We start from the raw sequence: 22,435 nt of genomic DNA, 5'->3' as shown, positions 1-22,435 counted from the left end.
CGGTGAGTTGCACGGCTTTCTGCGCTCATGCGCCCGCTGGCGGGTACTTTTGCAGTGGCTTCGGAAGCCAACTTTTACTTGACGCTATGAAAATTCGCACCGGCTTCGGCTACGACGTTCACCAATTGCAAGAGGGGCTGCCGTTCTGGCTGGGCGGCATTCTAGTGCCACACACCCACGGCGCTCTTGGCCATTCCGATGCCGATGTGCTCATTCACGTTATCTGCGACGCCTTGTTGGGTGCGGCCAACCTGCGCGACATCGGCTTTCATTTCCCTGACACCGACCCGCAGTACAAGGGCATCGACTCGAAGCGCCTGCTGAGTGAGGTGATGCGCCTGCTGCGCGCCAAGGGCTACGAAGTCGGCAACATCGACTCGACCATTTGCCTGGAGCGGCCCAAAGTGAACCCCCACATTGCCGAAATGCAGCGCGTGCTGGCCGCCGTGATGGGCATAGCCGAGGATGACATTTCTATTAAAGCAACCACCACCGAAAAACTGGGTTTTGTGGGTCGGCAAGAAGGCGTCGCCGCCTACGCCACCGTCCTCATTCAGCGTACCTAATTCAAGAATTCCCGCCATTTCCTTACTAATGACCAACAAATCCCTAATAATTGCCCTGTTGGCCCTGGCCAGCGTTGCTCCTGCTTATGCGCAGGACAAAATAAAAGTTAAGACCAAAACCAAGAAAAGCCGGTCGGCCCCGGCGCAAGCTGCCGCTCCAGCGCCCGCCGTCGAAACCGACTGGAGCGTGAAATACGCCGACCTGGTATCGGCCGACCGCCTGCGGGCCCACCTGAGTGTGCTAGCCTCCGACGAGTACGAAGGCCGCGAAACCGGGATGAAAGGCCAGCACATGGCCGCTGAATACGTCGCCGAGCAGTTTAAGAAAGCCGGCCTGACGGGACCCGTTTCCGACGCGGCGGCGCCGTACCTGCAGCGCTTCAACCTGGAGCAGGTGAGCTGGGCCGAGGGCGCCAACCTGAAAGTGGGCAACACCACGTATAAGTGGCTGGTCGATTTCTACGGCTTGGGCGACTCGCCTTTTACACAGGCTACCACGGTTAAGCCCGTGTTTTTGGGCTACGGCATCGAGCAGGACGGCTACTCCGACTACGCTGGGCAGGACGTGAAAGGCAAAGACGTGCTCATCGCCCTCGGCGAGCCCACCAGCACTGACGGCAAATCCCTGCTCAGCGCCGACGGCTCGCCCACCAAGTGGGGCACCGACTACCGCGGCAAAGCGCAGCTGGCAACCCAAAAAGGCGCCCGCTCGGTGTTTTTCGTGGACCTGAACCCCAACAGCAACTTCTCGAAGCAAACGGCCCGCCTGGCACCTTACATCAGCCGGCCCTCGACGGTGATGGTGACTGAGCAGCAGCCCAGCCGCGCGGCGGCGTTCTTCGTTTCGCCGGCCGTGGCCCTGCAGCTGCTGGGCACCACCGATGCCAAGATGAAGGATTATCTGGCCAAAATCAACACAACCAAGAAGCCCGTGGCCTCCACCTTCAAGGTGAAGCCGATGCAGATACAGGCGGCCCGTACGCGCACGCCGCTGCCCACCGAAAACGCCCTGGGCTTCATTGAAGGCAGCGACAAGAAAGAAGACATCATTGTGATTTCGGCCCACCACGACCACCTGGGCATCCAGAACGGCGTGGTGTTCAACGGCGCCGACGACGACGGCTCGGGCACGTCGGCCATCATCACCATGGCTGAGGCGTTTGCCAAAGCCAAAGCCGAGGGCCATGGTTCGCGCCGCAGCCTGCTGTTTCTGAGCGTAACCGGCGAAGAGAAAGGCCTCTTTGGCTCGGAGTACTACTCCAAAAACCCGGTGTTCCCGATGGCCCAGACCATGGTCGACCTGAACGTAGACATGATAGGCCGCACCGACGTGGAGCACGAAGGCAAAGCCGACTACGTCTATGTCATCGGTTCCGACAAACTGGCTTCGCAGCTGAAAGTGGTGCAGGAGGAACAAAACGCCAAGTACACCCAGCTCGACCTGGACTACCGCTTCGACGACCCCGCCGACCCGAACCGCTTCTACTACCGCTCCGACCACTACAACTTCGCCGTGAACAAAGTCCCGGTTTCGTTCTTCTTCAACGGCGTGCACGCCGACTACCACAAGGAAACCGACGAAATCAGCAAAATCGAATTTCCCAAGATGGAAAAGCGCGCCAAGCTGGTGTTTCACTTGGCCTGGGAGCTGGCCAACCGCGAGGAGCGCATCGTCGTAGATTCGAACAAGCCGTAACGCCAGCGCTTGTGGTTGCAATGCGCAGCCACAAAAAAACGTCATGCTGAGCTTGTCGCAGCATCGCCACCGCCCCTTCTGTCATGCTGACGAAGGAAGCATCTTATCACGCCGGAACAAATCGTTCTACTGTGAGGAGGTCCTTCGCAAGCTCAGGATGACAGACGAAGCGGTAGCGATGGTGCGACAAGTTCAGCATGACGTTTTTTTAGCTTCTAAGTCCTTCCTTTTTATCCCTTCTTCTCTTACATGAAGAACGTTTTACTATCCGGGCTGATGGTCCTGGTCTTTGGTTTACCCGTGCTGGGCCAGCAACCCACCAAGGTCAAGATTAAGACCAAGAGCAAGGCAGCGGCTAAGCCCGCTGCCGCGCCGGACTGGTCGCGCACCTATGCCAAAACCATCCGGCCCGAGGAGCTGCGCCAACACCTGACCGTCATTGCTTCGGATGAATTTCTGGGGCGCGAGGCTGGCCAGCCGGGCCAGAAATTGGCGGCCGATTACTTGGTGAAGGAATTCGCGGCGCTGGGCCTGCAGGGGCCGGTGGTGGGCAGCGACAACCCCCACTTGCAGCACTTCCCGCTCACCCGAGCCACCCACGCGCCGGGGGGCTACGTGAAGGTGGGCAACCAGCGCTACGAGTGGCTGGACGATTTTTTTAGCTACGGCCCCATGCTGTCGGCCTTTCCTACTGAGACGGTTTCGCAGCCGGTATTTGTGGGCTTTGGGGTGGAGCAAGGAGCTTATTCTGATTATGCTGGCCTCGACGTGCAGGGCAAGGACGTGGTGGCCATCATGGGCGACCCGCAGGACGAGCGGGGCCGCAGGCTGCTAAAATCCAACGGCCGCCCGGCCAACTACTGGGACTCGGGGCTACGGAAAGCGGCCCTGGCCAAAGCCAAAGGTGCCCGGAGCATTTTCCTGATGACGTTTTCCCCTACGGAGGCTTTCCGAAAACAAGGCGCAGAGTTTGCGTCTTCGCTGCGCGAACCGGTTTTTGGGCTAACCAATCCCGGACCGGCCATCATCGACACGGTGCGGGAGGATATTCCGCCGGGCATTGGCGTGTACCTCACCTCCCAGAACCTGGGGCTTAAGCTGGCAGGCACCACCCTGCCGGGCCTGCTGGAATACGCCCGGGCGCTGGGCCGGGCCGGCAAGCCAGTGCCGCCGTCGTTTCAGCCGCCTTCCATGACCATCCACTTGCCTCAAAAGCAGGAACAGCTTACCACCGAAAACGTGCTGGGCTTTCTAGAAGGCTCTGATAAAAAGGACGAAGTGCTGGTCATTTCCTCGCACTATGACCACTTGGGGGTGAAGAACGACACCATCTACAACGGCGCCGACGACGACGGCTCGGGCACGGTGGCGGTGCTGGCCATTGCAAAGGCTTTTGCCCAGGCCAAGGCCGAGGGGCACGGACCGCGCCGCAGCATCCTATTCATCAGCATGACGGCGGAGGAAGAAGGCCTGTTTGGCTCGGAGTACTACACGGCCAACCCGGTGGTGCCGCTGGCCAACACCATTGCCAACCTCAACATTGACATGGTGGGCCGCACCGACCGCAAGCACAGCGCCAAGAAGCGGTTTGTGAACATTGTGGGCTCGGATAAGCTCTCATCAGAGCTGCACCGCATTAACGAAACGGCCAACCGCACTTACACCAAAATGGAGCTCGACTACCGGTACAACGTGCCCAATGAGCCGGAGCACATCTACTACCGCTCGGACCACTACAACTTCGCGAGGCGGAAAATCCCGGTGATTTTTTATACTACTGGGGAGCACGAAGACTACCACAAGGCCACGGACGATGTGGAGAAAATTGAGTTCGATAAACTGGCTGAGCGGGCGCAGCTGGTGTTTCACACGGCCTGGGAGTTGGTGAACCGGGAGAAGCGCATTGTGGTGGACTCTAACAAGCCTTAAGTAGTTTTCGCACAGAGTTTGATGGAGGTAAAAGGAGTTTCACAGAGCACAGTATGGAGAGGGACGAATTAACTGGGCGAATACTGGGCGTCGCCTTTCGGGTACACACCGTGCTAGGTCCGGGCTTGTTAGAATCGGTGTATGAAGTGGCACTGGCGCATGAGCTTCGAAAAGCAGGTCTGCTGGTAGCCACACAAGTTGAAATGCCCGTTGTGTACGATGGCATCCGCCTGGATTTGGCCTTCCGTGCCGATATGATTGTTGAAGGCTTGGTCATTCTCGAGCTAAAATCTGTTGAGGCTTTGGTTCCTGTTCATTCCAAGCAGCTATTGAACTACCTGCGGTTATCAGGCCTTAAAACTGGCTTATTGATTAACTTCAACACTGTCTCCCTGAAAGACCAACTCATCCGCCTATCCAATTGACGCTTCCCTCGGTGAAACTCTCCTTTCCTCTTTTTAACTCTGTGCGAAAATGAAGGCAGAACAATTCCTCAAAGACGCAGAGCAGAAAGCCTTCGACCGCGAGCACCGCCGCAAAATCCGGTTCAACATCGGCAAGTACGACGCGGCCGTGAGCGCCGGCATGAAGCTCTACGACCAGCACGAACTGGCCCGTGACCGCGGCGCCTACCTCAAAGCCACCGTGCTCGAAAAGCTGGACGAGTACCTGCTGCAGTTCGAAACCGCTTTCACGGCCCGCGGCGGCCGGGTCATCTGGGCGCGCGACGCGGCCGAAGCCCTGGCCGAAATCGGCAAGCTGGCCAAGGCCCGCAACGCCAAAACGGTAGTCAAAGCCAAGAGCATGACCACCGAGGAAATTCACCTCAACAAGTACCTCGCCACGCAAGGCATCGAATCCGTCGAAACCGACCTGGGCGAGTACATCGTGCAGCTGAACGGCGAGCGGCCCTACCACATTGTGACGCCGGCCATGCACCTAAGCAAAGCCGACATCAACAACATCTTCGTCAAGCACCTCGGCACCAAAAGCACCGACGACGCCCAGGAGCTGGTGCTCACGGCCCGGCACCTGCTGCGCAACAAGTACACCGCCGCCGAGGTAGGCGTAACTGGCGGCAACTTCCTCATTGCCGATGCCGGCGCTGTGGCCGTGACCGAGAACGAAGGCAACGCCCGCCTCTCGGCCACCTTCCCCAAGCTGCACATTGCAGTGGTAGGCATCGAGAAAATCATTCCCAAGCTAACCGACCTGGACCTGTTCTGGCCGCTGCTCAGCACCAGCGGCACTGGCCAGCAGGTGACCGTGTACAACACCGTGTACTTCGGACCGCGCCAGCCCGGCGAAGTCGACGGCCCCGAGGAAATGGTGGTCATCCTGCTTGATAACGGCCGCACCAACCTGCTGGCCCAGCCCGACAAGCGCGCCGCCCTGCGCTGCATTCGCTGCGGCGCCTGCCTCAACGTGTGCCCGGTGTACAAGAACATTGGCGGGCACACCTACGAAACCACTTACTCCGGCCCCATTGGCTCGGTTATCAGCCCGCACCTGAGCGGCCTGCCCGAGCACAAGCACCTGAGCTACGCCAGCAGCCTGTGCGGCGCCTGCACCAGCGTGTGCCCGGTACGCATCCCGCTGCACAACCTGTTACTGCTCAACCGCAAGCAAAGCGTGGAAGAGGGCCATGCGCCCACCGAGGAGCGCGCCGCCATTGGCCTCTGGAAGTGGAGCATGCAGCACCGCTGGGCGCTGGATGTGCTGCCCGCCACCATTAAAGACTGGAGCCTGGGCCGCCTGCTGGGCCAGGTGGGCTGGAGCAAGCGGCGCGAGGCGCTGGCCGTGGCGCCGGCTTCGTTTCGGCAACTGTGGAAGCAGCGCACGGCTCCTCGCTAGCTGCACACAAGCTCGACTTATCGGCGCTTAAAGCGGTTTGCTCGTATGAGGCTTTTTTAAGGTTGATATGCAGCACTACCTCTTGGGGGCCTTGCGGGTAATTGTTGGGGTGAGTGGCACGATGCTGGTCGTGGCCACGGTTTCGTCGGCCATCCGCGCGTTCATATTGCCCCGCAATGAAGTGGTGCGCCTGAACGTGTGGGTGTTTGTGGGCGTCCGTACTTTGTTCGATGCCGCCGCTAAGCTGGCCAATTCCTATGACCGCCGCGACCGCATTATGGCGCATTATGCCCCGGTAGCGTTAGTAGCGCTGCCTGTGGTGTGGGAGGCCCTGGTGTCGTTGGGTTACACGGGCATCTATTGGGCCCTAGGCGAAGGCAGCTGGTACTACTGCTACCGGCTGAGCAATAACTCCCTGCTCACTCTGGGCTCCTTCAGTACCACCAACATGCCGGCGGCGGCCCTCACCTACTCGGAGGCTACGCTCGGCCTGCTGCTGCTGACGTTGCTCCTATCGTACTTGCCGACCATCTATCAGGCTTTTTCCCGGCGCGAAACCACCGTCACCCGCATCGAGCTGCGGGCCGGCACCCCAGCCTCGGCCGCTACGCTGCTGTGCTGGCTCAACAACAGCGGCTCGCTGCAGGACGACGACGCGCAGTGGGAACAATGGGAGCAGTGGTTTGTGGAAATTGAAGAAAGCCACACCTCGCTCCCCATTCTCACCTTCTTTCGCTCGCCGCAGCCGGGGCGCTCCTGGGTGATTGCGGCCGGCCTCTTGCTGGAAACTGCCAACCTGTTTTTTAGCGCCCTCGACGAGCCCCGCCCCCGCCAGGCCGAGCTCACCTTTAAAGCCGGCTGCGTGGCCCTGAATCGGGTATACCGCTTTTTTAGCGAGCAAGCCGGCACTGAGCCGCGCGCCCTGCTTCCCGAGGAAAGCCCCGTTCGGGAAGCAGAGCGCGCCGATTTCGACAAGCACTGCGACGCGCTGGTTGCCGCTGGCTTGCCCGTGCGCTCGGACCGGGACGCCGCCTGGGTTCACTACCAAGAGCTCCGCAACCGCTACGTCAGCGCGCTCGATTTCCTGGCCACGCTCACCATGGCTCCCAAATCAAAGCCGCTGTAAGCGCGAGGCCCAAGTGGCAGGCATCGGCAGCTATTCCCCATCGTCGGGCAGAATGTTGATGTCCTGCACCAGCACGCGCTGCTCTATTTCGCGGCCGCGCTTGGTGTTGGCCAACCCACCGAGGGCCGTTTCCTTGTAGCGGGTTTCCATAGCCTGACCTACTTCGCCGAGCGCCGCCACGCACTGGTCGACGGGAATCACGGGGTCAATGCCAGCAATGGCAATCTGGGCCGAGCTAAAGGCAATGGCCGCCGCCGAGGCGTTGCGCACCACGCAGGGCACTTCCACCAGGCCGGCCACGGGGTCGCACACCAGCCCCAGCATGCACTGTATGGTGACCGCTACGGCCGCAAACACTTGCTCCACGGGCCCGCCTAGGCAATACACAATAGCGCCGCTGCCCATGGCTGCGGCCGAGCCGGTTTCGGCCTGGCATCCGCCAACCGCACCCGCCAGCGAGGCGTTTTGCTCGATGATGAGGGCGATACCCGCCGCCACGAGCAGGCCCTCCAGAATCTGACGGTCGGAGAGCTTGTGCAGGTCCTGGATAGTGACGAGCACGCCGGGCAGGATGCCGGAGGCGCCGGCCGTGGGCGCGGCCACCACGCGGCCCATGCAGGAATTCACCTCTTTGGCACCCAGAGCGCGGGTGATAAGCTGCTTGAATTCGGGCGAAAGCACGGTGACGGGCGAAGCGGCAATCTTCTTGGCGCCGTTGTTTATCATGCCCGAGCGGGAAGTCATGTCGCCGGTCAGGCCCTCGTGCACGGCATCGCGCATTACGTCGTAGGCGCGCTGCAGGCCGTTCCAGATTTCGTCTTCGGTGCGACCTTTTTGTTCGATTTCGTAGGCGAGGACAGGCTGGTACAGAGGCTCGCCAGTGTCGGCGCAATGCGCGCCCCAGGAGGCGAAATCGTTAAATAGCAAGGACATGGCGGGGGTGGGAATTGGGATAGGAAAGATGATAACGCAAAGCCCCGGCCGAAGGTGTCTTCAACCGGGGCTTAAAGCTACGGGATTGCGGGGCCGGGCCTTAGGCGGCAGGCTGTTTTTCAGTCTCGTTCACCAGTTTAATGCTGGCCGAGTTGATGCACAGGCGCAGGCCGCTCGGGGCCGGGCCGTCGGGGAACACGTGGCCCTGGTGGGCGTCGCACACGTTGCAGAGCACTTCCACGCGGGTCATGCCGTAGCTGGTGTCCTTCTTGTAGCGGATGGCGCTTTCCTCAACCGGCTGGGTGAAGCTGGGCCAGCCGGTGCCGCTTTCAAACTTGGTGGTGGAATCGTAGAGTGGGGTGCCGCAGCACACGCAGGCGTAAAGGCCGGCTTCGTGGGCTTCGCAGTACTCGCCGGTGAAGGCGCGCTCGGTGCCGTGCTCGCGGGTGACGTGAAATTGCTCGGCGGTCAGCTGCTGGCGCCACTCGGCGGGGGTTTTCTCCACGCGGCGAGGCGAAGGCACGGGATTATTGGCGAGGCGGATAACGTCGTTCCAGGTTTGCATATCGATGGGGTTGAAGTTTAAAAGCAAGTGGGATTAGGTAAACGCAGCCGTGGCTGGGATGTTTGCCGTAGCAACCAGGCAGACGCCTCCGCCGGTTTCCTGGCCATTCTGCGCTTCCCTCTAATCGTCTTCCAACCTGTTTTCCGCAATGAAAATTCTCAGCGCCGCCCAAACCCGCTTGCTCGACCAAGCCACTATTGCGGAGCAGCACCTGACCTCCACGGCGCTGATGGAACGGGCAGCCAGTGCGTTTGCGGAGTGGTTTTTCGGCCGATTCGATGTTGACGACGCTGGTGAAATACTGATATTGTGCGGCCCAGGCAACAACGGTGGCGACGGGCTGGCCGTTGCCCGGCTGCTGTACCAAGCCAGCTACGCCGTACGCGTGGCCCTGCTGCCTGCCGCGCAGCACTCGCCCGACTGGCAGCACAACCGCCAGCACCTGCCTGCCGCCTTGCCCGTAGCCGAAATCAGTGCGGACCAACTGCCTGACATTCCCGCCGGGCTTCTGGTCATTGATGCGCTATTCGGCACCGGCCTTAGCCGCCCGTTGGAGGGGCTGCCAGCCGCCGTGGTGGCGCATCTTAACCAGGCGAAGGCCCGCGTGGTGGCCATCGACATTCCCAGTGGGCTCTTTACTGATGCGCCTCAGGCAGCCGATACCGCAATAGTAAAGGCCGACCACACCGTCAGCTTCAGCTTGCCAAAGCTGGCGTTTCTGTTGCCGCAAAATGCGGAATATGTCGGCCAGTGGCATGTAAGAGACATTCAGCTCAGCGGGCAGTTTATTGCTGATACTGCTACGCCCTGGCACTATACCGACGAAGCCACTATGCGGGGCGCCCTGCCGGCTCGTCCCAAATTCAGCCACAAAGGCACCTTTGGGCATGCCCTGCTGCTGGCCGGTAGTCGGGGCAAAATAGGAGCCGCCATGCTGGCCACAAATGCCTGCCTACGGAGCGGCGTAGGCCTGCTCACGGTGCAGGTGCCCGGCTGCGGCTACGACATTCTCCAAATCAGCGCGCCCGAAGCCATGTGCCTCACTGACCCGCACCTGGACTTCATCAGCGCACTACCGGACCTGAAGCCTTACCAGGCCGTAGGCATCGGGCCGGGCCTGGGCCAGGACGCGGCCAGCCTTGCCGTGCTGCGGCAGTTGCTCGAATTCGCTTCCACAACTTCAGAAAATCGTCCCAGGCCGCTTCCGCTCATCATTGATGCCGATGCCCTGAACCTGCTGGGCCAGCACCGCGAGCTACTGGCGCTAATGCCTGAAAACACCGTGCTCACCCCACACCCCAAAGAGTTCGAGCGCCTCACCGAAAAGGCCCGCGACGACTACCACCGCCTGGAGCTGCTGCGCAATTTCGCCCAGCAATACCGCTGCCTAGTGGTGCTGAAAGGCGCCTACACCTGCATAGCCACGCCCGATGGCGAGCTACACTTCAACAGCACCGGCAACCCGGGCATGGCCACCGGCGGCAGCGGCGACGTGCTCACGGGCCTGCTGCTGGCCCTGCGGGCCGATGCCCGGCTCCTCCCCTTCCAGGCAGTGCGGCTGGGCGTGTATGCCCACGGGCTGGCCGGCGATTTGGCCGCCGCGCATACCGGGCACGCGGGCCTGGTGGCAGGAGATATTGTGCGCCACATCGGCCCGGCGCTGATGCGGGTGTAGAGACGTGACACCTCGCGTCTCGGCGTTGAGCGGTAACCATGTGTTTTTCAAACGGCGCGGACGCCGAGACGCGAGGTGTCGCGTCTCTACATCGTTCTAAAACACGAAATAGGCCAGGGCGTGCACCACCAGCAGCCCATCGGTGAGCAGCGCGTAGAAATAGTCGCCGCGGGATTCTTCCGCGGCACTTACCACCACGGCCGACAGCAACCCAGGCAGCAGCACCGCCAACGGCGCCGCGCCACGAGCCAAGCCCAGCGCCATCGACACCACGAGGAACCCCAGTGCCAGTCGCCTAGCCATGGGCACACCCAGCACGCCAGGAAAAGTACGGGTGCCCGCGCGGCGGTCGCGGCCGTAGTCGCGGATGTCGAATACGATGGCGATGACCATTATCAGGCAAAAGCGTTGCCCAAACAAGCCAGCCGCTGCTGCGGCAAGTTTTTGCAGCAATAGCACTGGCAGGCCCACAGTCACGGCCGTCCACACCGTTGCAATCAGGAAACCTTTGAGCAGCGGCACTTCGCGCAGGGCCCGCGCCCGCCCACGCCACGGCCAGATGGGCCACGAATAGAGCAGCGCCAGCGCCACCAGGGGCGCAACAACGGGCAGGTAGCGCCACCAGCCATCCACCAAAAAGAAAAAACCGGCCACAACCGCCGCCACCCCGGCCAGCACCAGCATAAGCAAGCGGTGGCGCTGCTGCCAGGCCTTGCGGGCCGAAGTGCCAGCCGGTTCGCGGTGCTTGAAGGGCAAGGCGGCGTCAAGGTTATAGACCAGCAACGTGGCGGCAAAGACCAAGGCCACCAGCCGGTAGCCCCCGGCCCCCAGAGGCGGCCACTGGTGCAGCGTGGCAGCCGTCTGAACTGCGGCCGCCGCGGCCAGCCACGCACTGCTGTACAGCACGGCATCGAGCAGACGCCCCAATAGGCGCCGGGACTCCGCAGCAGGAACAGAAGAAAGCAGATTGGCCACGGGCGAAATTAGCGCCGCTGACCCACGGTTGGTTGCGCTACTGGCCAGTTTCGGGAGGTAAGCATCATCCGCTCAGCAAACGGCAGCACGACCTGCAGCGGCCACCAGCAGCTGGCTGCCCTCGTAGCAAAACGCCAAAAAGGCGAAGCCGGTCCTCTGAGGACCATGCTTCGCCTTTTGGCGTATTGCTTGATTAGGGAAAAGGCCGCCAGCTGCAAAAGCCGACTGCATCACTGTACTAACACCTCCCCGCGGGGGAAGACTACAGCGTCACCTTGTCCTTTAACACCTCGCTGCCGAAGGTTTCTTCGTAGAGCTTGATGCTGTCGTTGATAATGCGATACGCGTCTTCCTTGCCCATGAAGCGCTCCACGGTCACGTGCTTGTTGTGCTCGAGGGCCTTGTAGTCCTCGAAGAAGCGGCGCATTTCCAGCAGCGTGTGCGGGGGCAGGTCGCTGATGTCGTTGTAGTGGTTCACGGAAATATCGTGGGCGGCCACGGCGATGATTTTGTCATCTTCCTCGTTCTGGTCCACCATCTGCATCACCCCAATCACCTTGGCCTCAACCAGGCACATGGGTACGATGTCGACCGAGCAAAGCACCAGAATGTCCAGGGGGTCTTTGTCGTCGCAATAAGTTTGGGGAATGAAGCCGTAGGCAGCCGGATAGTGCACGGCCGAGAACAGCACGCGGTCGAGCTTGAGCAGGCCACTTTCTTTGTCGAGTTCGTACTTGCCCTTGCTGCCCTTGGGAATTTCAATGATGGACTGCACAACCTGTGGGGTGTTTTCGCCGCGCGAAACGTTGTGCCAGGGGTTGAAATAGGTGTTTTTCATGTAACCTTGAATGAATTGGGAAATGACAGAACAATAAACTCCCCTCCTTACCAAGGAGGGGATGTTCGAGCCCCAGGGCTCGAACGGGGGTGGTTGTGGTCGTTGAACGATGATGCCACGATTCACCTGCGAGTCGTTCGGCCATCGTTAAACGGCCCAACCACCCCAGCAGCCGCTTCGCGACTGCGTCCCCTCCATAGCAAGGAGGGGAGCTGCCGTTTAGCAACGCGCTATTTCAACACTTCAACCAACGGAACTCCCGAAGTGCCGCTCGGTTCCTGAATGTGCAGGAAGCGGGCCACGGTGGGCGCAATGTCCACCACCTTCACCGGAGTTACCGATTCGCCGTGCTTTACGTGCCAGCCCCAAAAAAGTAGGGGCACGTGGGTATCATATGCCCAAGATGCTCCGTGGGTGGTCCCTTTTACCACCGGATATGAGTAGGCTTCGAGCCAGCCGGGCAGCAGCACGGCCAGCACATCGCCCGAGCGGGGACCATAAAAGCCGTTTTCCTGGAGCATGCCGGTGCCTTCGCTCCAGTGGGCGCTTTGCAGGCTGGCGGCGGTGCGGGTTTGGGCCACGCCGGGCTGGGCGAGCAGCAGGGTGGCTACTTCGGCTTGCACCTTGGCTAGCTCCAGACCCTTTTTGGCGAGCAGCGGGCGGTTGAGGTACACCTGCAGGTTGTCGAAGTCAAGCACCCAGTTGCCGGGGCCGTGCAGGCGGGTGAGGGCCTGCTGCACCGAGTCGCGCATGGGCGCGATGCCCGCCCCGCCGCCGGGCAAGCGGTGCTCTTTGAGAAAGCCCACGGCATTGGCCGCGCCGTGGTCGGCGGTGAGGAACACCAGGGCCTGTCCCTTGCCCACGGTTTTGTCGAGCTGGGTGAGCAGGCGGGCCAGGTCTTGGTCGAGGCGCAGGTAGGTATCCTCGGCCTCCACCGAGTTGGGGCCAAACCAGTGCCCGATGTAGTCGGTGCTGCTGAAGCTTATCGTGAGCATGTCGGTGATGCCGGGGCGCTGGCCCAGCTGCTCGGCTTGCAGGGCAGCCAGGGCAAAGTCGGTGGTGAGCGAGTTGCCGAAGGGCGTCCAACGGATGAGGTCGAGGTTCTGGGTGGGCCGGGCTTTTTCTTCATCAGCAGTTTTCAGAATCTGGGCCCCGGCGGCAGTGGGCGTCGCGCTCAGGGCAGGCAGGTCGTGCGGAAACACGGGCTTGTCCTGGCCCTTGAACGTGATTTCCCAAGGCACGTCGTCGGCAGTGCTTTCGGTGTAGGCCGCCAGCGGCAGCAGCGTATCCCAGGGCTTGCTCAGGTACCGGGCCGGGCGGCCCTCGGCGTTGAAGCGGCTCACCCACTCGGGCAGTTGGGCCTGGTAGAACGTGCTGGTGATGAACGAGCCGTTGGCGCCGTCGTACCAGTAGGCGGCATTGGCGGCGTGGCCGGCGGGCAGGATGCTGCCCCGGTCCTTGATGCACACGCCAATGACCTTGCTCTGAAAATTGGTGGCCAGCCGCAGCTCGTCGCCGATGGTGGTGCTGAGCATGTGGCGCGGCGACATCTGCCCTGCTCCGCCCGTGCCGCCCACCGATTGCACGGTTTTGTCGTCGGTCACGTAAGTGCCTTTGCCGGTTTCGCGCTCAAACCAGTTGTTGCCAATAATGCCGTTGACCGAAGGCGTAGTGCCCGTATAGATGCTGGCGTGGCCCGGCCCGGTGTAGGTGGGCACGTAATTATAGTTGCAGCTCTCGAAGCTGAAGCCCTGACCTAACAAGCGCTTGAAACCGCCAGAGCCCAGCTTGCTCCAGTAGCGGTAGAGGTAATCGTAGCGCATTTGGTCTACCACAATGCCCACTACAAGCTTGGGGCGAGCAACTGGTTTGGAGGCTTTTTGAGCAAATGAGGGGATAGCCACCGCGGCAGCCAGCGCAAAAGCAAAAATCTTTTTCAATCGAATTGGGGTAAGTCTATCGGCGGCAAAGATACCCCAGCCCGTTGGCAGTCCAGCTTTTCATTGCACCGTGGCCAGGTTATCGTTGTGCAAAGCAGTGACGCGCGCTTAGGCTAGCCCTGCCTTCAATTCGCGTCCGGTGTCGGTGTGGAGGGCCTATTGTCCGCTCCTCTTTCACTGTCAAAACGCAACCAGTCTCGTCTCTATACCATTCTCTATTCCCTATGAAGCCAACCCTCATTTTCGACATGGACGGCGTAATTGTCGACAACACGCCCTACCAGGCCCGCGCTTTTCAGCTCTTGTTCCGCGACCTGGGCCTGACCACCAACGCCCGCAAGCTGCTGGCCCGCCTCAACGGCATGCCCTCCACCAACATCCTCAAAACGGTGTTCACCAATCCCGTGCCCGAAAAGCAACTCAAGAATTATTCCGAGCAGCGGGAGTTTCTCTACCGTACCCTTTACTGGAGCAAGCGCCGCGCCATGCCCGGCCTAGTGCCCTTTCTGAAAGCGGCCCGCGCCGCAGGCTTCAAAATCGGCCTTGGCACCGGCTCACCACCCGAAACCATCAGCTACATCGTCGACCACCTCGACCTGCGCCAGCACTTCGATGCCATCGTCGGCAAGGCAGACGTGGACCGCGGCAAGCCCCACGCCGACACGTTCGCGACCACCGCCGCCAAGCTCGGCGCCCGGCCCGAAGACTGCGTTGTGTTTGAAGACGCGGTACTGGGTGAGCAAGCCGCATACAAAGCCGGCATGCGCTGCGTGGCCGTAGCGTCGTCGCTGTCCGCCAAAGCGTTTCAAAACCCACTCACCGTTATCAAAGACTTCACCGGCTTCACGCCCGAGCGGCTGCTGGAGTTGCTGGAGCAGCAGCCGAAAGCGCCAAAGCCGGATAAGCAGCGCTCCCAGCGGCAGTACATGCAGTTCTAACAAAAAATCCCCGGTGTCTGACACCGGGGATTTTTTGTTACAGAGGTCGAAGCATTCTCTAGTGATGGCACTATCAGGCTAAAAACAGGTCTTCCTGCGGCTCCCTTACTCCACCGTGAGGGTGCGAACCATGCGCTGGTCTCCGGCTTGCACCACCACCCGGTAGAGGCCTGGCTTACGGCCCAGCAGCGGCACCTCGGCCTTGCCACCAGCAGCCATGAGGCTCACTGGCTGCTCAAACACAACGGTGCCCTGGCCATCGGTCAAGGTTACTGTAGCGCGGGTAGCGCCCGGCACCACCGGCACCTGCACAGTAGCGCGGATGTGCGCCGGATTGGGATAAACGCTCAGTTCTTCTGCCTCGGTTGAAATCTGGGCGCGGGCGGCAGGTGCGGCCAAGAGCATGAACAAGGGAAGTGGCAAGGCCATTTGCCGGCCAGTATTCAGCAGATTGGAAGAGATGAAGGAAAACATAGCTCAGGTGAAAGAGAATAGAAGAGTAGGTATTGGTCCGATTGTCAGTCCCGCACAAGGCCGAAAGCATTGCCAGCTGGGTCGAGTTTCGGGTAGTGTAGTGGTGTCAGTATAGCGGGGTGGTAACGTGGTTCTACTCCTTCAACGCAGCAGCCTTACGAGCCGTGTGCCTCCTCAGTTCAATAGGGGTGCATTCACGTCAAACCGGGCTGCATTCCCGACGAACCGCAACAACACCGACGGATTTTGCTGCGCCCACCTGCCAGTAGACCTTCTTAAGCAACAAGGCACCGCCACAGCCAACACCTAACAGAGTTTCGTTGCCCTGCCATCTACACGACCGTCAACAACCGCACGGCCGGCTACACCTTCAAGGAAGCGGCCAACATATATAATTACGGCAACACCCTGTAAACCCTAATACACAAAAAAGCCCTGCTTCCATTGGAAGCAGGGCTTTTCGCTAGTATCAACTTGTTAAACTTAACCAGCCGCCAGCGCTTCAGCACCGCCCACGATTTCGAGAATCTCGGTCGTGATAGCCGCCTGACGCGTCCGGTTATACGTCAGCTTGAGGGCCTTGAGCAGCTCACCGGCGTTGTCGGTGGCTTTGTCCATGGCCGTCATGCGGGCGCCGTGTTCCGAGGCATTGCTTTCCAGCACTGCTTTGTACAGCTGGATTTTAAGCGACTGCGGAATCAGCGTCTGAATAATCTCTTCTTTCGAAGGCTCAAAGATGTAATCCACATTGGCTGTAGCTGAGGCCGTGACGGGCGCCGCAGCCGGCACGAGCGGCAACAGCTGCTCGGTGCGGATAATCTGCGTGGCCACGTTCTTGAACTCGTTGTACACCATCACTACCTCGTCGTACTGGCCGGCGCGGAAGCCGTCCATGGCGAGCTCAGCGGCTTCGCGCACCGTCTCGAACGACAGCTTGGCGAAAACGTGGGTGAAGTTGCCGACGATGTTGCCCTTGCGGGTGTAGTAGTCGTGCGCCTTCTTGCCAATGGCCAAAACCGAAATATTGGCCGCTGGCAGGTTAGCGTAGCGCTCCGCAAGGGCCGCGTTCACGCCCTTGAACACGTTCGAGTTGAACGCGCCCGCCAAACCACGGTCCGAGGTCACGGCAATCACTAGCACCCGGCGCACCTCACGGGCCACGCCGTATTCGCTCACGATGTCGTTGTCGGTCGTGCGCGTCAGGTTCGCCAGAATGGTGTTCAGGCGCTGGGCGTAGGGCCGCATCCGGACGATATTGTCCTGGGCACGACGCAGCTTGGCGGCCGCTACCATTTTCATGGCTTTGGTAATCTGCTGCGTGCTCGTTACCGACACAATGCGGCTGCGGACTTCTTTTAAGCTTGCCATAATGATTGTCAACCTCCCCGGAGAACCTCACCCCCCGGCCCCCTCTCCAAAAGAGAGGGGAGCCGAGGCAGCATAGGTGCTCAAAAGAGAATTTACTTAAGCTATATCAAATCAAAAAGACTAGGCTAGAAAACTAGAAACTAGTCCCCCCTCTCCAACGGAGAGGGGGCTATGCCCCGTAGGGGTCTCGTGAGGCGCCCGTTGAACTACTTCGTCGCGTAGCTCGCCGCCACGTCCTTAGCTACCTCGCGGATGGCCTTGGTGCCAGCGTCCTCCAGCTTGCCAGCCTTGAGGGCCTTCAGCACGTCGGGGTAGCGCGAATTCATCACTTGGCCAAACTCCTTCTCGAACTCACGCACGCGGTTAACCGGTACGCTGTCGAGGAGGCCGTTGGTAGCGGCGTAGATGATGGCCACCTGGTCTTCCACCTTCACAGGCGAGAACTGGGGCTGCTTCAGGATTTCGAGGTTGCGACGGCCGCGCTCAATGGTGAGCTTGGTCGAGGCGTCGAGGTCGGAACCGAACTTGGCGAAAGCTTCCAGTTCGCGGAACTGAGCCTGGTCGAGCTTCAGGGTACCGGCCACTTTCTTCATCGACTTAATCTGGGCGTTACCACCCACGCGCGACACCGAGATACCCACGTTGATGGCCGGACGCACACCCGAGTTGAACAAGTTCGTCTCGAGGAAAATCTGACCGTCGGTGATGGAAATAACGTTGGTCGGGATGTAAGCCGATACGTCACCGGCCTGCGTCTCAATCAGGGGCAGAGCCGTTAGCGAACCGCCGCCCTTCACCAAGTGCTTGATGCTCTCGGGCAGGTCGTTCATGTCGCGGGCAATTTCGTCCGACGAGTTGATTTTAGCAGCCCGCTCGAGCAGGCGGCTGTGCAGGTAGAATACGTCGCCGGGGTAAGCCTCGCGTCCGGGAGGACGGCGGAGCAGCAGCGACACCTCGCGGTAAGCCACAGCCTGCTTCGACAAATCGTCATAAACCACGAGCGCGGGACGACCCGTGTCGCGGAAGAACTCACCAATAGCCGCACCGGTGAAGGGTGCGTAGAACTGCAGCGGAGCGGGGTCAGCGGCCGGAGCAGCTACCACTACCGTGTAGTCCATGGCACCGCCTTTGGTCAGCGACTGCACCACCTGGGCGATGGTCGAAGCTTTCTGACCTATGGCTACATAAATGCAGAATACTGGCTGACCAGCTTCGTAAAACTCGCGCTGGTTGATGATGGTATCGATGGCCACAGCCGACTTGCCAGTCTGACGGTCGCCAATAATCAGTTCGCGCTGACCACGGCCAATCGGAATCATGGCGTCAATCGACTTGATGCCAGTCTGCATCGGCTCGGTTACCGGCTGACGGTAGATTACACCGGGAGCCTTGCGCTCGAGGGGCATTTCGTACAACTCGCCTTGGATGGGACCACGGCCGTCGATGGGCTGGCCGAGGGTGTTCACCACGCGGCCCACGATGCCTTCGCCTACTTTAATCGAAGCAATTTTGTTGGTACGACGCACGGTGGCGCCTTCCTGAATGCCCGAGTAATCGCCGAGCAATACGGCACCTACGTTGTCTTCTTCGAGGTTGAGCACGAGGCCCTGCAGGCCGGTTTCGAACTCAATCAGCTCGCCTGCTTGGGCTTTGCTCAGGCCGTAGATGCGGGCCACGCCGTCGCCGACTTGCAGCACGGTGCCAACTTCTTCCAGCTCGGCTTCGGACTTGAAATTGGACAGTTGCTGCCGCAGGATTGCGGAGACTTCGTCCGGACGTACTTCTGCCATGTTTTTGGGAATTGAGTATGTAGTATCGAGTAGTCGGTGGGCCGTAGGGCGAACCCGGGGTTCGCGTCTCAGCGCCTATTGTTTGGTGCCGTCGGCGCTACAACACGAACGACACCGTTCGCGCCACACCGACTGTCAGCCTACAACTTTTGTTGAAAAGTAGTGTCTTGCAAAGAGATGCGCATTTTGCGGAGGCTGGTGCGCACGGAATCGTCAATCTGCTGGTCGCCCACCCGCAGGATGAAACCACCGATGAGGTCGGGATTTACCTTTTCGGTCAGCTTCACATCGGTCAGGCCGGTTTGCTTGGTCACCAGCTTTTCCATTTCGGCACGCGAAGCAGCAGTCAGCGGGGTGGCCGAAGTCACCTCTGCCATCTGAATGCCCTGCATGGCATTGTACTGAATCTGAAACTCCGTACCCATGCTTTCCAGTGCCGACTCCCGGTTTTTCTCGGTGAGCGTGGTGAAGAAGCGCATGGTCATGTTCGACACCTTGCCGCTGAAAATAGCGCTCAGGATGGCGAGCTTCTTGTCGTGCTTCACAATCGGGTTGCGCAGCAACAGGCGCAGCTCACGGCTTTCGGCCATGGTCTTGCTCAGGAGGTCCATGTCCTCCTTCACGCTATTCAGCGTGCCCATCTCCTTGCTCAAGTCGAGAAGCGACTTGGCGTAGCGGGCCGCTACTCGTTGGTCAGCCATTGGTTATTGATGTTTGTCGTGCTGAGCCTGCGAAGCATCTTATCAGGTTCGCACCACTCGGGGACTATTATAATCTGACGAAAGCAGCCAGGATAAGATGCTTCCTCCGTCAGCATGACAGGCGTTAGTTTAATTTAACGTCTTTCAGATACGCGTCAACCAGCTGCGTCTGGGCAGCAGGGTCGCTCAGCTCACGGCGCAGTACACGCTCGGCGATGTCGACCGACAGCTGGGCAGCGGTGTTTTTCACTTCGGCCAGCGCGGCGTTTTTCTCCTGCTGGATGGCTTCGCGGGCTTGGGCAATAATGCGGTTGGCTTCTTCGGTGGCGCGGGCCTTTTCGGCGTCGCGGTGCTGGTTGGCCATCACGGTGGCTTCCTGCATCATGCGGTCGCGCTCGTGGCGGGCGTCGGCGAGCAACTTTTCGTTGCCAGCTTTCAGCTGCTGCATTTCGATTTTGGCCTGGTCGGCCATGCGCAAGGCGTTGTCAATGGTGTCTTCCCGCTCTTTGAGCGACAGCAGGATGGGCCGCCAAGCGAACTTACCCAGCAGAAACAACACCAACAGGAAGATAACCAGTTGCCAGAAAATCAGGCCGAGTTCAGGATTTAAGAAAGCTGGCATAGGGAATTAGAATTTAAGAAACCGTCGGATAAAGGCCGGTTAAGCTTGCTACATGTTGTAGGAGCAGGTAAGCCCGCCGCGCCAACTGCATAGGCAGCAGCGGGCGGCGGGCTTCCAACTACTTCCGGGCACAGCGCCCGGCAAAGTCCTTATTGGAGTTTGGTCCAGATAAGTACGCAAACTACGACTGCGAACAGGCCAAGGCCTTCAATCAGAGCGGCGGCGATAATCATAGCCGTCTGGATTTTGCCCGAAGCATCGGGCTGACGGCCGATGGCATCCATAGCGCTGCCGCCAATGCGACCAATACCCAGGCCTACGCCCAAAGCAACCAGACCTGCACCGATACCGGCACCCATTACGGCCAAACCAGGACCGTAATTATTAGCCATTTGAGCAACAGCCTGCAACAACAAAGAAAGAAGCATAAAAAAAGAAAAAATGGGGAAGAGAAAAAGCTAGCCAATCCCGCAGCGGGGGGGGGGGAGTGCTGCGGTCTGACTAAGCAGCCGGCAGGTCAGGCACGAAGCCTGCCTAATAAGTCTTAGGAATTAATGAGCGTGAGCGGGCACGTGGGCCTGGTCGGCGCCGTCGCCGCCACCAATCTGGTGGTCAGCGTCGTGATGCTCTTCCACTGCACCGCCGATGTACATGGCGGTGAGCAGCGTGAAGATGAAGGCCTGCAGAATGGCCACCAGCAATTCGAGAATGTTGATAAACAAGCCGAAAGCCAGGGTAACCGGAGCAACGGCCCACGACTTGAAGATGAACACCAGGCTGATAAAGCTCAGTACCACGATGTGTCCGGCCGTGATGTTGGCAAACAGACGAATCATTAGGGAAAAGGGCTTGGTGAAGATGCCCAGGAATTCTACTACAATCATGATGGGCAACAGCGGCTTCGGCACGCCGGGCGTGGCGAAGATGTGGGCCCAGTAGTTCTTGTTGCTGGAAGCCAGCGTGATAACCAAAGTCATTACGGCCAGTACCAGGGTCACGGCGATGTTACCGCTCAGGTTAGCCGCACCGGGCATCAAGCCCAGCAGGTTGTTAAACCAGATAAAGAAGAAGGCCGTGAGGAGGTACGGCATGTAGCGCTCGTACTTGGGGCCGATGTTCTTCTTAGCGATTTCGTCGCGGATGAAGATGATAACCGGCTCGAAGAACGACTGCAGGCCGCTGGGCGCGCGGCCGTGGTTCTTCTTATAGCCACGGGCTACGGCCGTGAATACAATCAGCATCAGCGCGGCGCTGAACAGCAGCGAAGCGGTGTTTTTGGTGATGGAGAAGTCGTAGACTTTGCTGCCGTCTTCAGCTACCAGCTTGTCTTCTTCCAGCTTCAGGCCATTGTGGCTGTGGCCGTGGGCCAGCTGGCTACCCGAGAACATGCTCAGGCCCTTGTTGGGCTGATAAGCGATGATGGGCAGCGGGAGGCTGATGTGAGAGGCATGCTCGCCTTCGCCGAGAGTGGCCAGGTGCCACTCGTGGGAATCGCCGATGTGCTCTAAAATCATTTCGCCAGGATTGAAGCCCTGCTCATTGGCGGCCTCAGTGGCGGGTTCGTTCGCAAAAACGGACAGGGATACGAAGCAAAGAAGAATCGAGAGTAAACGCTTCATTAAAAGGAGATTAATGGAAGATTTCGGGCTAAAGCGCTATGGTTGCGCCACTTGCTTTTTCGAAATCGGCCGCAAGTTACTCAAAATAGCCCAGATTTCAAACCCAGCCCACGAAAAGTACAGGATGAAGAACGCTCCCAGGAAGGTCCAGACGCCGGGTCCTTCCTGGGCGCCGCCCCGGGCCAGATGCACCGTCACCAGGGCCAGTGAAGACAGCATGCGGACGGTCATGCCGATGAGGTAGCCAATGCCCAGGTTGGTGGGCGACACCGCCACGAGCCGCGCCGTCAGGCTATAGATAAGGACCGTGAGCGCCGCCATGAAGCCGAACAGCAAGCCCGTGCGCGGATGCACAACGGTGGTACCAAAGGCATAGTGCAAGCCAATTATCAGCAAACCCAGCACGCTGGCGAACAAAAGAAACTGGCGCAGAAATCGAATCATAAGCGAGCAAAAGGCATCCTGAAAGGCAACGAGGGGCTCCTTATTATGTCCCTCTGGTCAGGCTGCGAATAATCTGGAACATAGCCAGAAACACGCCCACCAGCATGAGCCCTACTGTGAACCACGGGTTCTTGGACTGGTACCGCTCGTCGAGCCACATGCCCAGCCAGGTAAAGAAGCCGATGATGGCCAGCATCTGAAAAGCGATACCCGAGTACTTGGCAAACGAGCGAACGCGGCTGGAGCCTGCGGGCTTACCATCGGGCTCAGGAACTGGCGGGGTGGGCATGAATTGGAGGAGGTAGGTGAGCCCGGCAAAGTTACGACGGGAGCGAGGCGGAGTTTGGTCGGGGAAAAACGTAATTTTACCCCTCGTCTTTCG

At 59.8% G+C, this 22,435-nt stretch carries 22 protein-coding genes; 8 read left to right on the top strand and 14 right to left on the bottom strand.

Annotation, left to right across the window (positions count from 1 at the left end; all coding sequences use genetic code 11):
• Window positions 1-86: 86 nt before the first annotated feature.
• The 6 genes from ispF to BMZ66_RS09710 all read left to right on the top strand — a co-directional run bounded on the left by ispF (window position 87) and on the right by BMZ66_RS09710 (window position 7,171).
• The gene (ispF, locus tag BMZ66_RS09735) at window positions 87-566 is read left to right on the top strand and encodes a 2-C-methyl-D-erythritol 2,4-cyclodiphosphate synthase (protein ID WP_092671759.1); all 480 of its coding nucleotides are present in this window, start codon (window positions 87-89) and stop codon (window positions 564-566) included.
• Window positions 567-594: 28 nt separating this feature from the next.
• The gene (locus tag BMZ66_RS09730; RefSeq protein WP_092671756.1) at window positions 595-2,262 is read left to right on the top strand and encodes a M28 family peptidase; all 1,668 of its coding nucleotides are present in this window, start codon (window positions 595-597) and stop codon (window positions 2,260-2,262) included.
• A 249-nt stretch (window positions 2,263-2,511) separates the two neighbouring features.
• Window positions 2,512-4,191 (top strand): M28 family peptidase, encoded by a 1,680-nt coding sequence (locus tag BMZ66_RS09725; protein WP_214606974.1) that lies wholly within the window; start codon window positions 2,512-2,514, stop codon window positions 4,189-4,191.
• Window positions 4,192-4,244: 53 nt separating this feature from the next.
• Window positions 4,245-4,616 (top strand): GxxExxY protein, encoded by a 372-nt coding sequence (locus BMZ66_RS09720; RefSeq protein ID WP_092671753.1) that lies wholly within the window; start codon window positions 4,245-4,247, stop codon window positions 4,614-4,616.
• Window positions 4,617-4,665: 49 nt separating this feature from the next.
• Entirely contained in the window at window positions 4,666-6,045 is a 1,380-nt protein-coding gene (locus tag BMZ66_RS09715) for a LutB/LldF family L-lactate oxidation iron-sulfur protein (RefSeq protein ID WP_092671750.1), read from the top strand.
• A 67-nt stretch (window positions 6,046-6,112) separates the two neighbouring features.
• Window positions 6,113-7,171 carry a hypothetical protein gene (locus tag BMZ66_RS09710; protein ID WP_092671747.1) on the top strand — a complete coding sequence of 353 codons (1,059 nt, stop codon included), beginning with the start codon at window positions 6,113-6,115 and terminating at the stop codon, window positions 7,169-7,171.
• A gap of 30 nt (window positions 7,172-7,201) precedes the next feature.
• On the opposite strand, the gene sdaAA is transcribed toward BMZ66_RS09710, so the two are convergent.
• Both sdaAA and msrB read right to left on the bottom strand, forming a co-directional pair.
• Window positions 7,202-8,104, bottom strand: coding sequence for an L-serine ammonia-lyase, iron-sulfur-dependent, subunit alpha (gene sdaAA / locus BMZ66_RS09705; protein WP_092671744.1), 903 nt, complete (start codon window positions 8,102-8,104; stop codon window positions 7,202-7,204).
• Between the two features lie 100 nt (window positions 8,105-8,204).
• Window positions 8,205-8,669, bottom strand: a complete 465-nt coding sequence (gene msrB, locus BMZ66_RS09700) for a peptide-methionine (R)-S-oxide reductase MsrB (protein ID WP_092673003.1) — start codon at window positions 8,667-8,669, stop codon at window positions 8,205-8,207.
• 148 nt (window positions 8,670-8,817) lie between these two features.
• On the opposite strand from msrB, the gene BMZ66_RS09695 reads away from it, so the two are divergent.
• Complete coding sequence (locus BMZ66_RS09695) at window positions 8,818-10,344, top strand: NAD(P)H-hydrate dehydratase (RefSeq protein WP_092671741.1); 1,527 nt, start codon at window positions 8,818-8,820, stop codon at window positions 10,342-10,344.
• Between the two features lie 96 nt (window positions 10,345-10,440).
• On the opposite strand, the gene BMZ66_RS09690 is transcribed toward BMZ66_RS09695, so the two are convergent.
• The 3 genes from BMZ66_RS09690 to pafA all read right to left on the bottom strand — a co-directional run bounded on the left by BMZ66_RS09690 (window position 10,441) and on the right by pafA (window position 14,097).
• Window positions 10,441-11,319 carry a UbiA prenyltransferase family protein gene (locus BMZ66_RS09690; RefSeq protein ID WP_143080132.1) on the bottom strand — a complete coding sequence of 293 codons (879 nt, stop codon included), beginning with the start codon at window positions 11,317-11,319 and terminating at the stop codon, window positions 10,441-10,443.
• A 262-nt stretch (window positions 11,320-11,581) separates the two neighbouring features.
• Complete coding sequence (locus BMZ66_RS09685) at window positions 11,582-12,157, bottom strand: inorganic diphosphatase (RefSeq protein ID WP_092671735.1); 576 nt, start codon at window positions 12,155-12,157, stop codon at window positions 11,582-11,584.
• A gap of 230 nt (window positions 12,158-12,387) precedes the next feature.
• A complete protein-coding gene (pafA, locus tag BMZ66_RS09680) occupies window positions 12,388-14,097 on the bottom strand; it encodes an alkaline phosphatase PafA (protein ID WP_092671732.1) in 1,710 nt (569 codons plus the stop codon).
• Between the two features lie 224 nt (window positions 14,098-14,321).
• Here pafA and BMZ66_RS09675 point away from each other — a divergent pair, with 224 nt between their 5' ends.
• A complete protein-coding gene (locus tag BMZ66_RS09675) occupies window positions 14,322-15,035 on the top strand; it encodes an HAD family hydrolase (protein ID WP_092671729.1) in 714 nt (237 codons plus the stop codon).
• 105 nt (window positions 15,036-15,140) lie between these two features.
• Here the strand turns inward: BMZ66_RS09675 and BMZ66_RS09670 are convergent, their stop codons facing one another.
• From BMZ66_RS09670 to BMZ66_RS09630, 9 genes are all read right to left on the bottom strand, one after another.
• Entirely contained in the window at window positions 15,141-15,509 is a 369-nt protein-coding gene (locus BMZ66_RS09670) for a T9SS type A sorting domain-containing protein (RefSeq protein WP_092671726.1), read from the bottom strand.
• Window positions 15,510-15,992: 483 nt separating this feature from the next.
• Complete coding sequence (gene atpG / locus BMZ66_RS09665) at window positions 15,993-16,877, bottom strand: ATP synthase F1 subunit gamma (protein ID WP_092671723.1); 885 nt, start codon at window positions 16,875-16,877, stop codon at window positions 15,993-15,995.
• Window positions 16,878-17,083: 206 nt separating this feature from the next.
• Window positions 17,084-18,667, bottom strand: coding sequence for a F0F1 ATP synthase subunit alpha (atpA, locus tag BMZ66_RS09660; protein ID WP_092671720.1), 1,584 nt, complete (start codon window positions 18,665-18,667; stop codon window positions 17,084-17,086).
• A 140-nt stretch (window positions 18,668-18,807) separates the two neighbouring features.
• Window positions 18,808-19,368 (bottom strand): ATP synthase F1 subunit delta, encoded by a 561-nt coding sequence (gene atpH, locus BMZ66_RS09655; protein WP_092671717.1) that lies wholly within the window; start codon window positions 19,366-19,368, stop codon window positions 18,808-18,810.
• A gap of 124 nt (window positions 19,369-19,492) precedes the next feature.
• Window positions 19,493-19,990 carry a F0F1 ATP synthase subunit B gene (gene atpF, locus BMZ66_RS09650; RefSeq protein ID WP_092671714.1) on the bottom strand — a complete coding sequence of 166 codons (498 nt, stop codon included), beginning with the start codon at window positions 19,988-19,990 and terminating at the stop codon, window positions 19,493-19,495.
• Between the two features lie 149 nt (window positions 19,991-20,139).
• Window positions 20,140-20,418, bottom strand: coding sequence for an ATP synthase F0 subunit C (gene atpE / locus BMZ66_RS09645; RefSeq protein ID WP_092671711.1), 279 nt, complete (start codon window positions 20,416-20,418; stop codon window positions 20,140-20,142).
• Window positions 20,419-20,541: 123 nt separating this feature from the next.
• Window positions 20,542-21,609: a F0F1 ATP synthase subunit A gene (atpB, locus tag BMZ66_RS09640; protein ID WP_092671708.1), complete on the bottom strand. Its 1,068-nt coding sequence runs from the start codon at window positions 21,607-21,609 to the stop codon at window positions 20,542-20,544.
• A gap of 36 nt (window positions 21,610-21,645) precedes the next feature.
• Window positions 21,646-22,053, bottom strand: a complete 408-nt coding sequence (locus BMZ66_RS09635) for a hypothetical protein (RefSeq protein ID WP_092671705.1) — start codon at window positions 22,051-22,053, stop codon at window positions 21,646-21,648.
• 43 nt (window positions 22,054-22,096) lie between these two features.
• Entirely contained in the window at window positions 22,097-22,342 is a 246-nt protein-coding gene (locus BMZ66_RS09630; RefSeq protein WP_092671702.1) for an AtpZ/AtpI family protein, read from the bottom strand.
• Window positions 22,343-22,435 lie beyond the last annotated feature (93 nt).

The sequence above is a fragment of the Hymenobacter arizonensis genome, from assembly GCF_900115775.1.
Taxonomy (GTDB): domain Bacteria; phylum Bacteroidota; class Bacteroidia; order Cytophagales; family Hymenobacteraceae; genus Hymenobacter; species Hymenobacter arizonensis.
The sequence above is the reverse complement of the archived record's forward strand: the minus strand, read 5'-3'. Positions and strand labels throughout refer to the sequence as shown.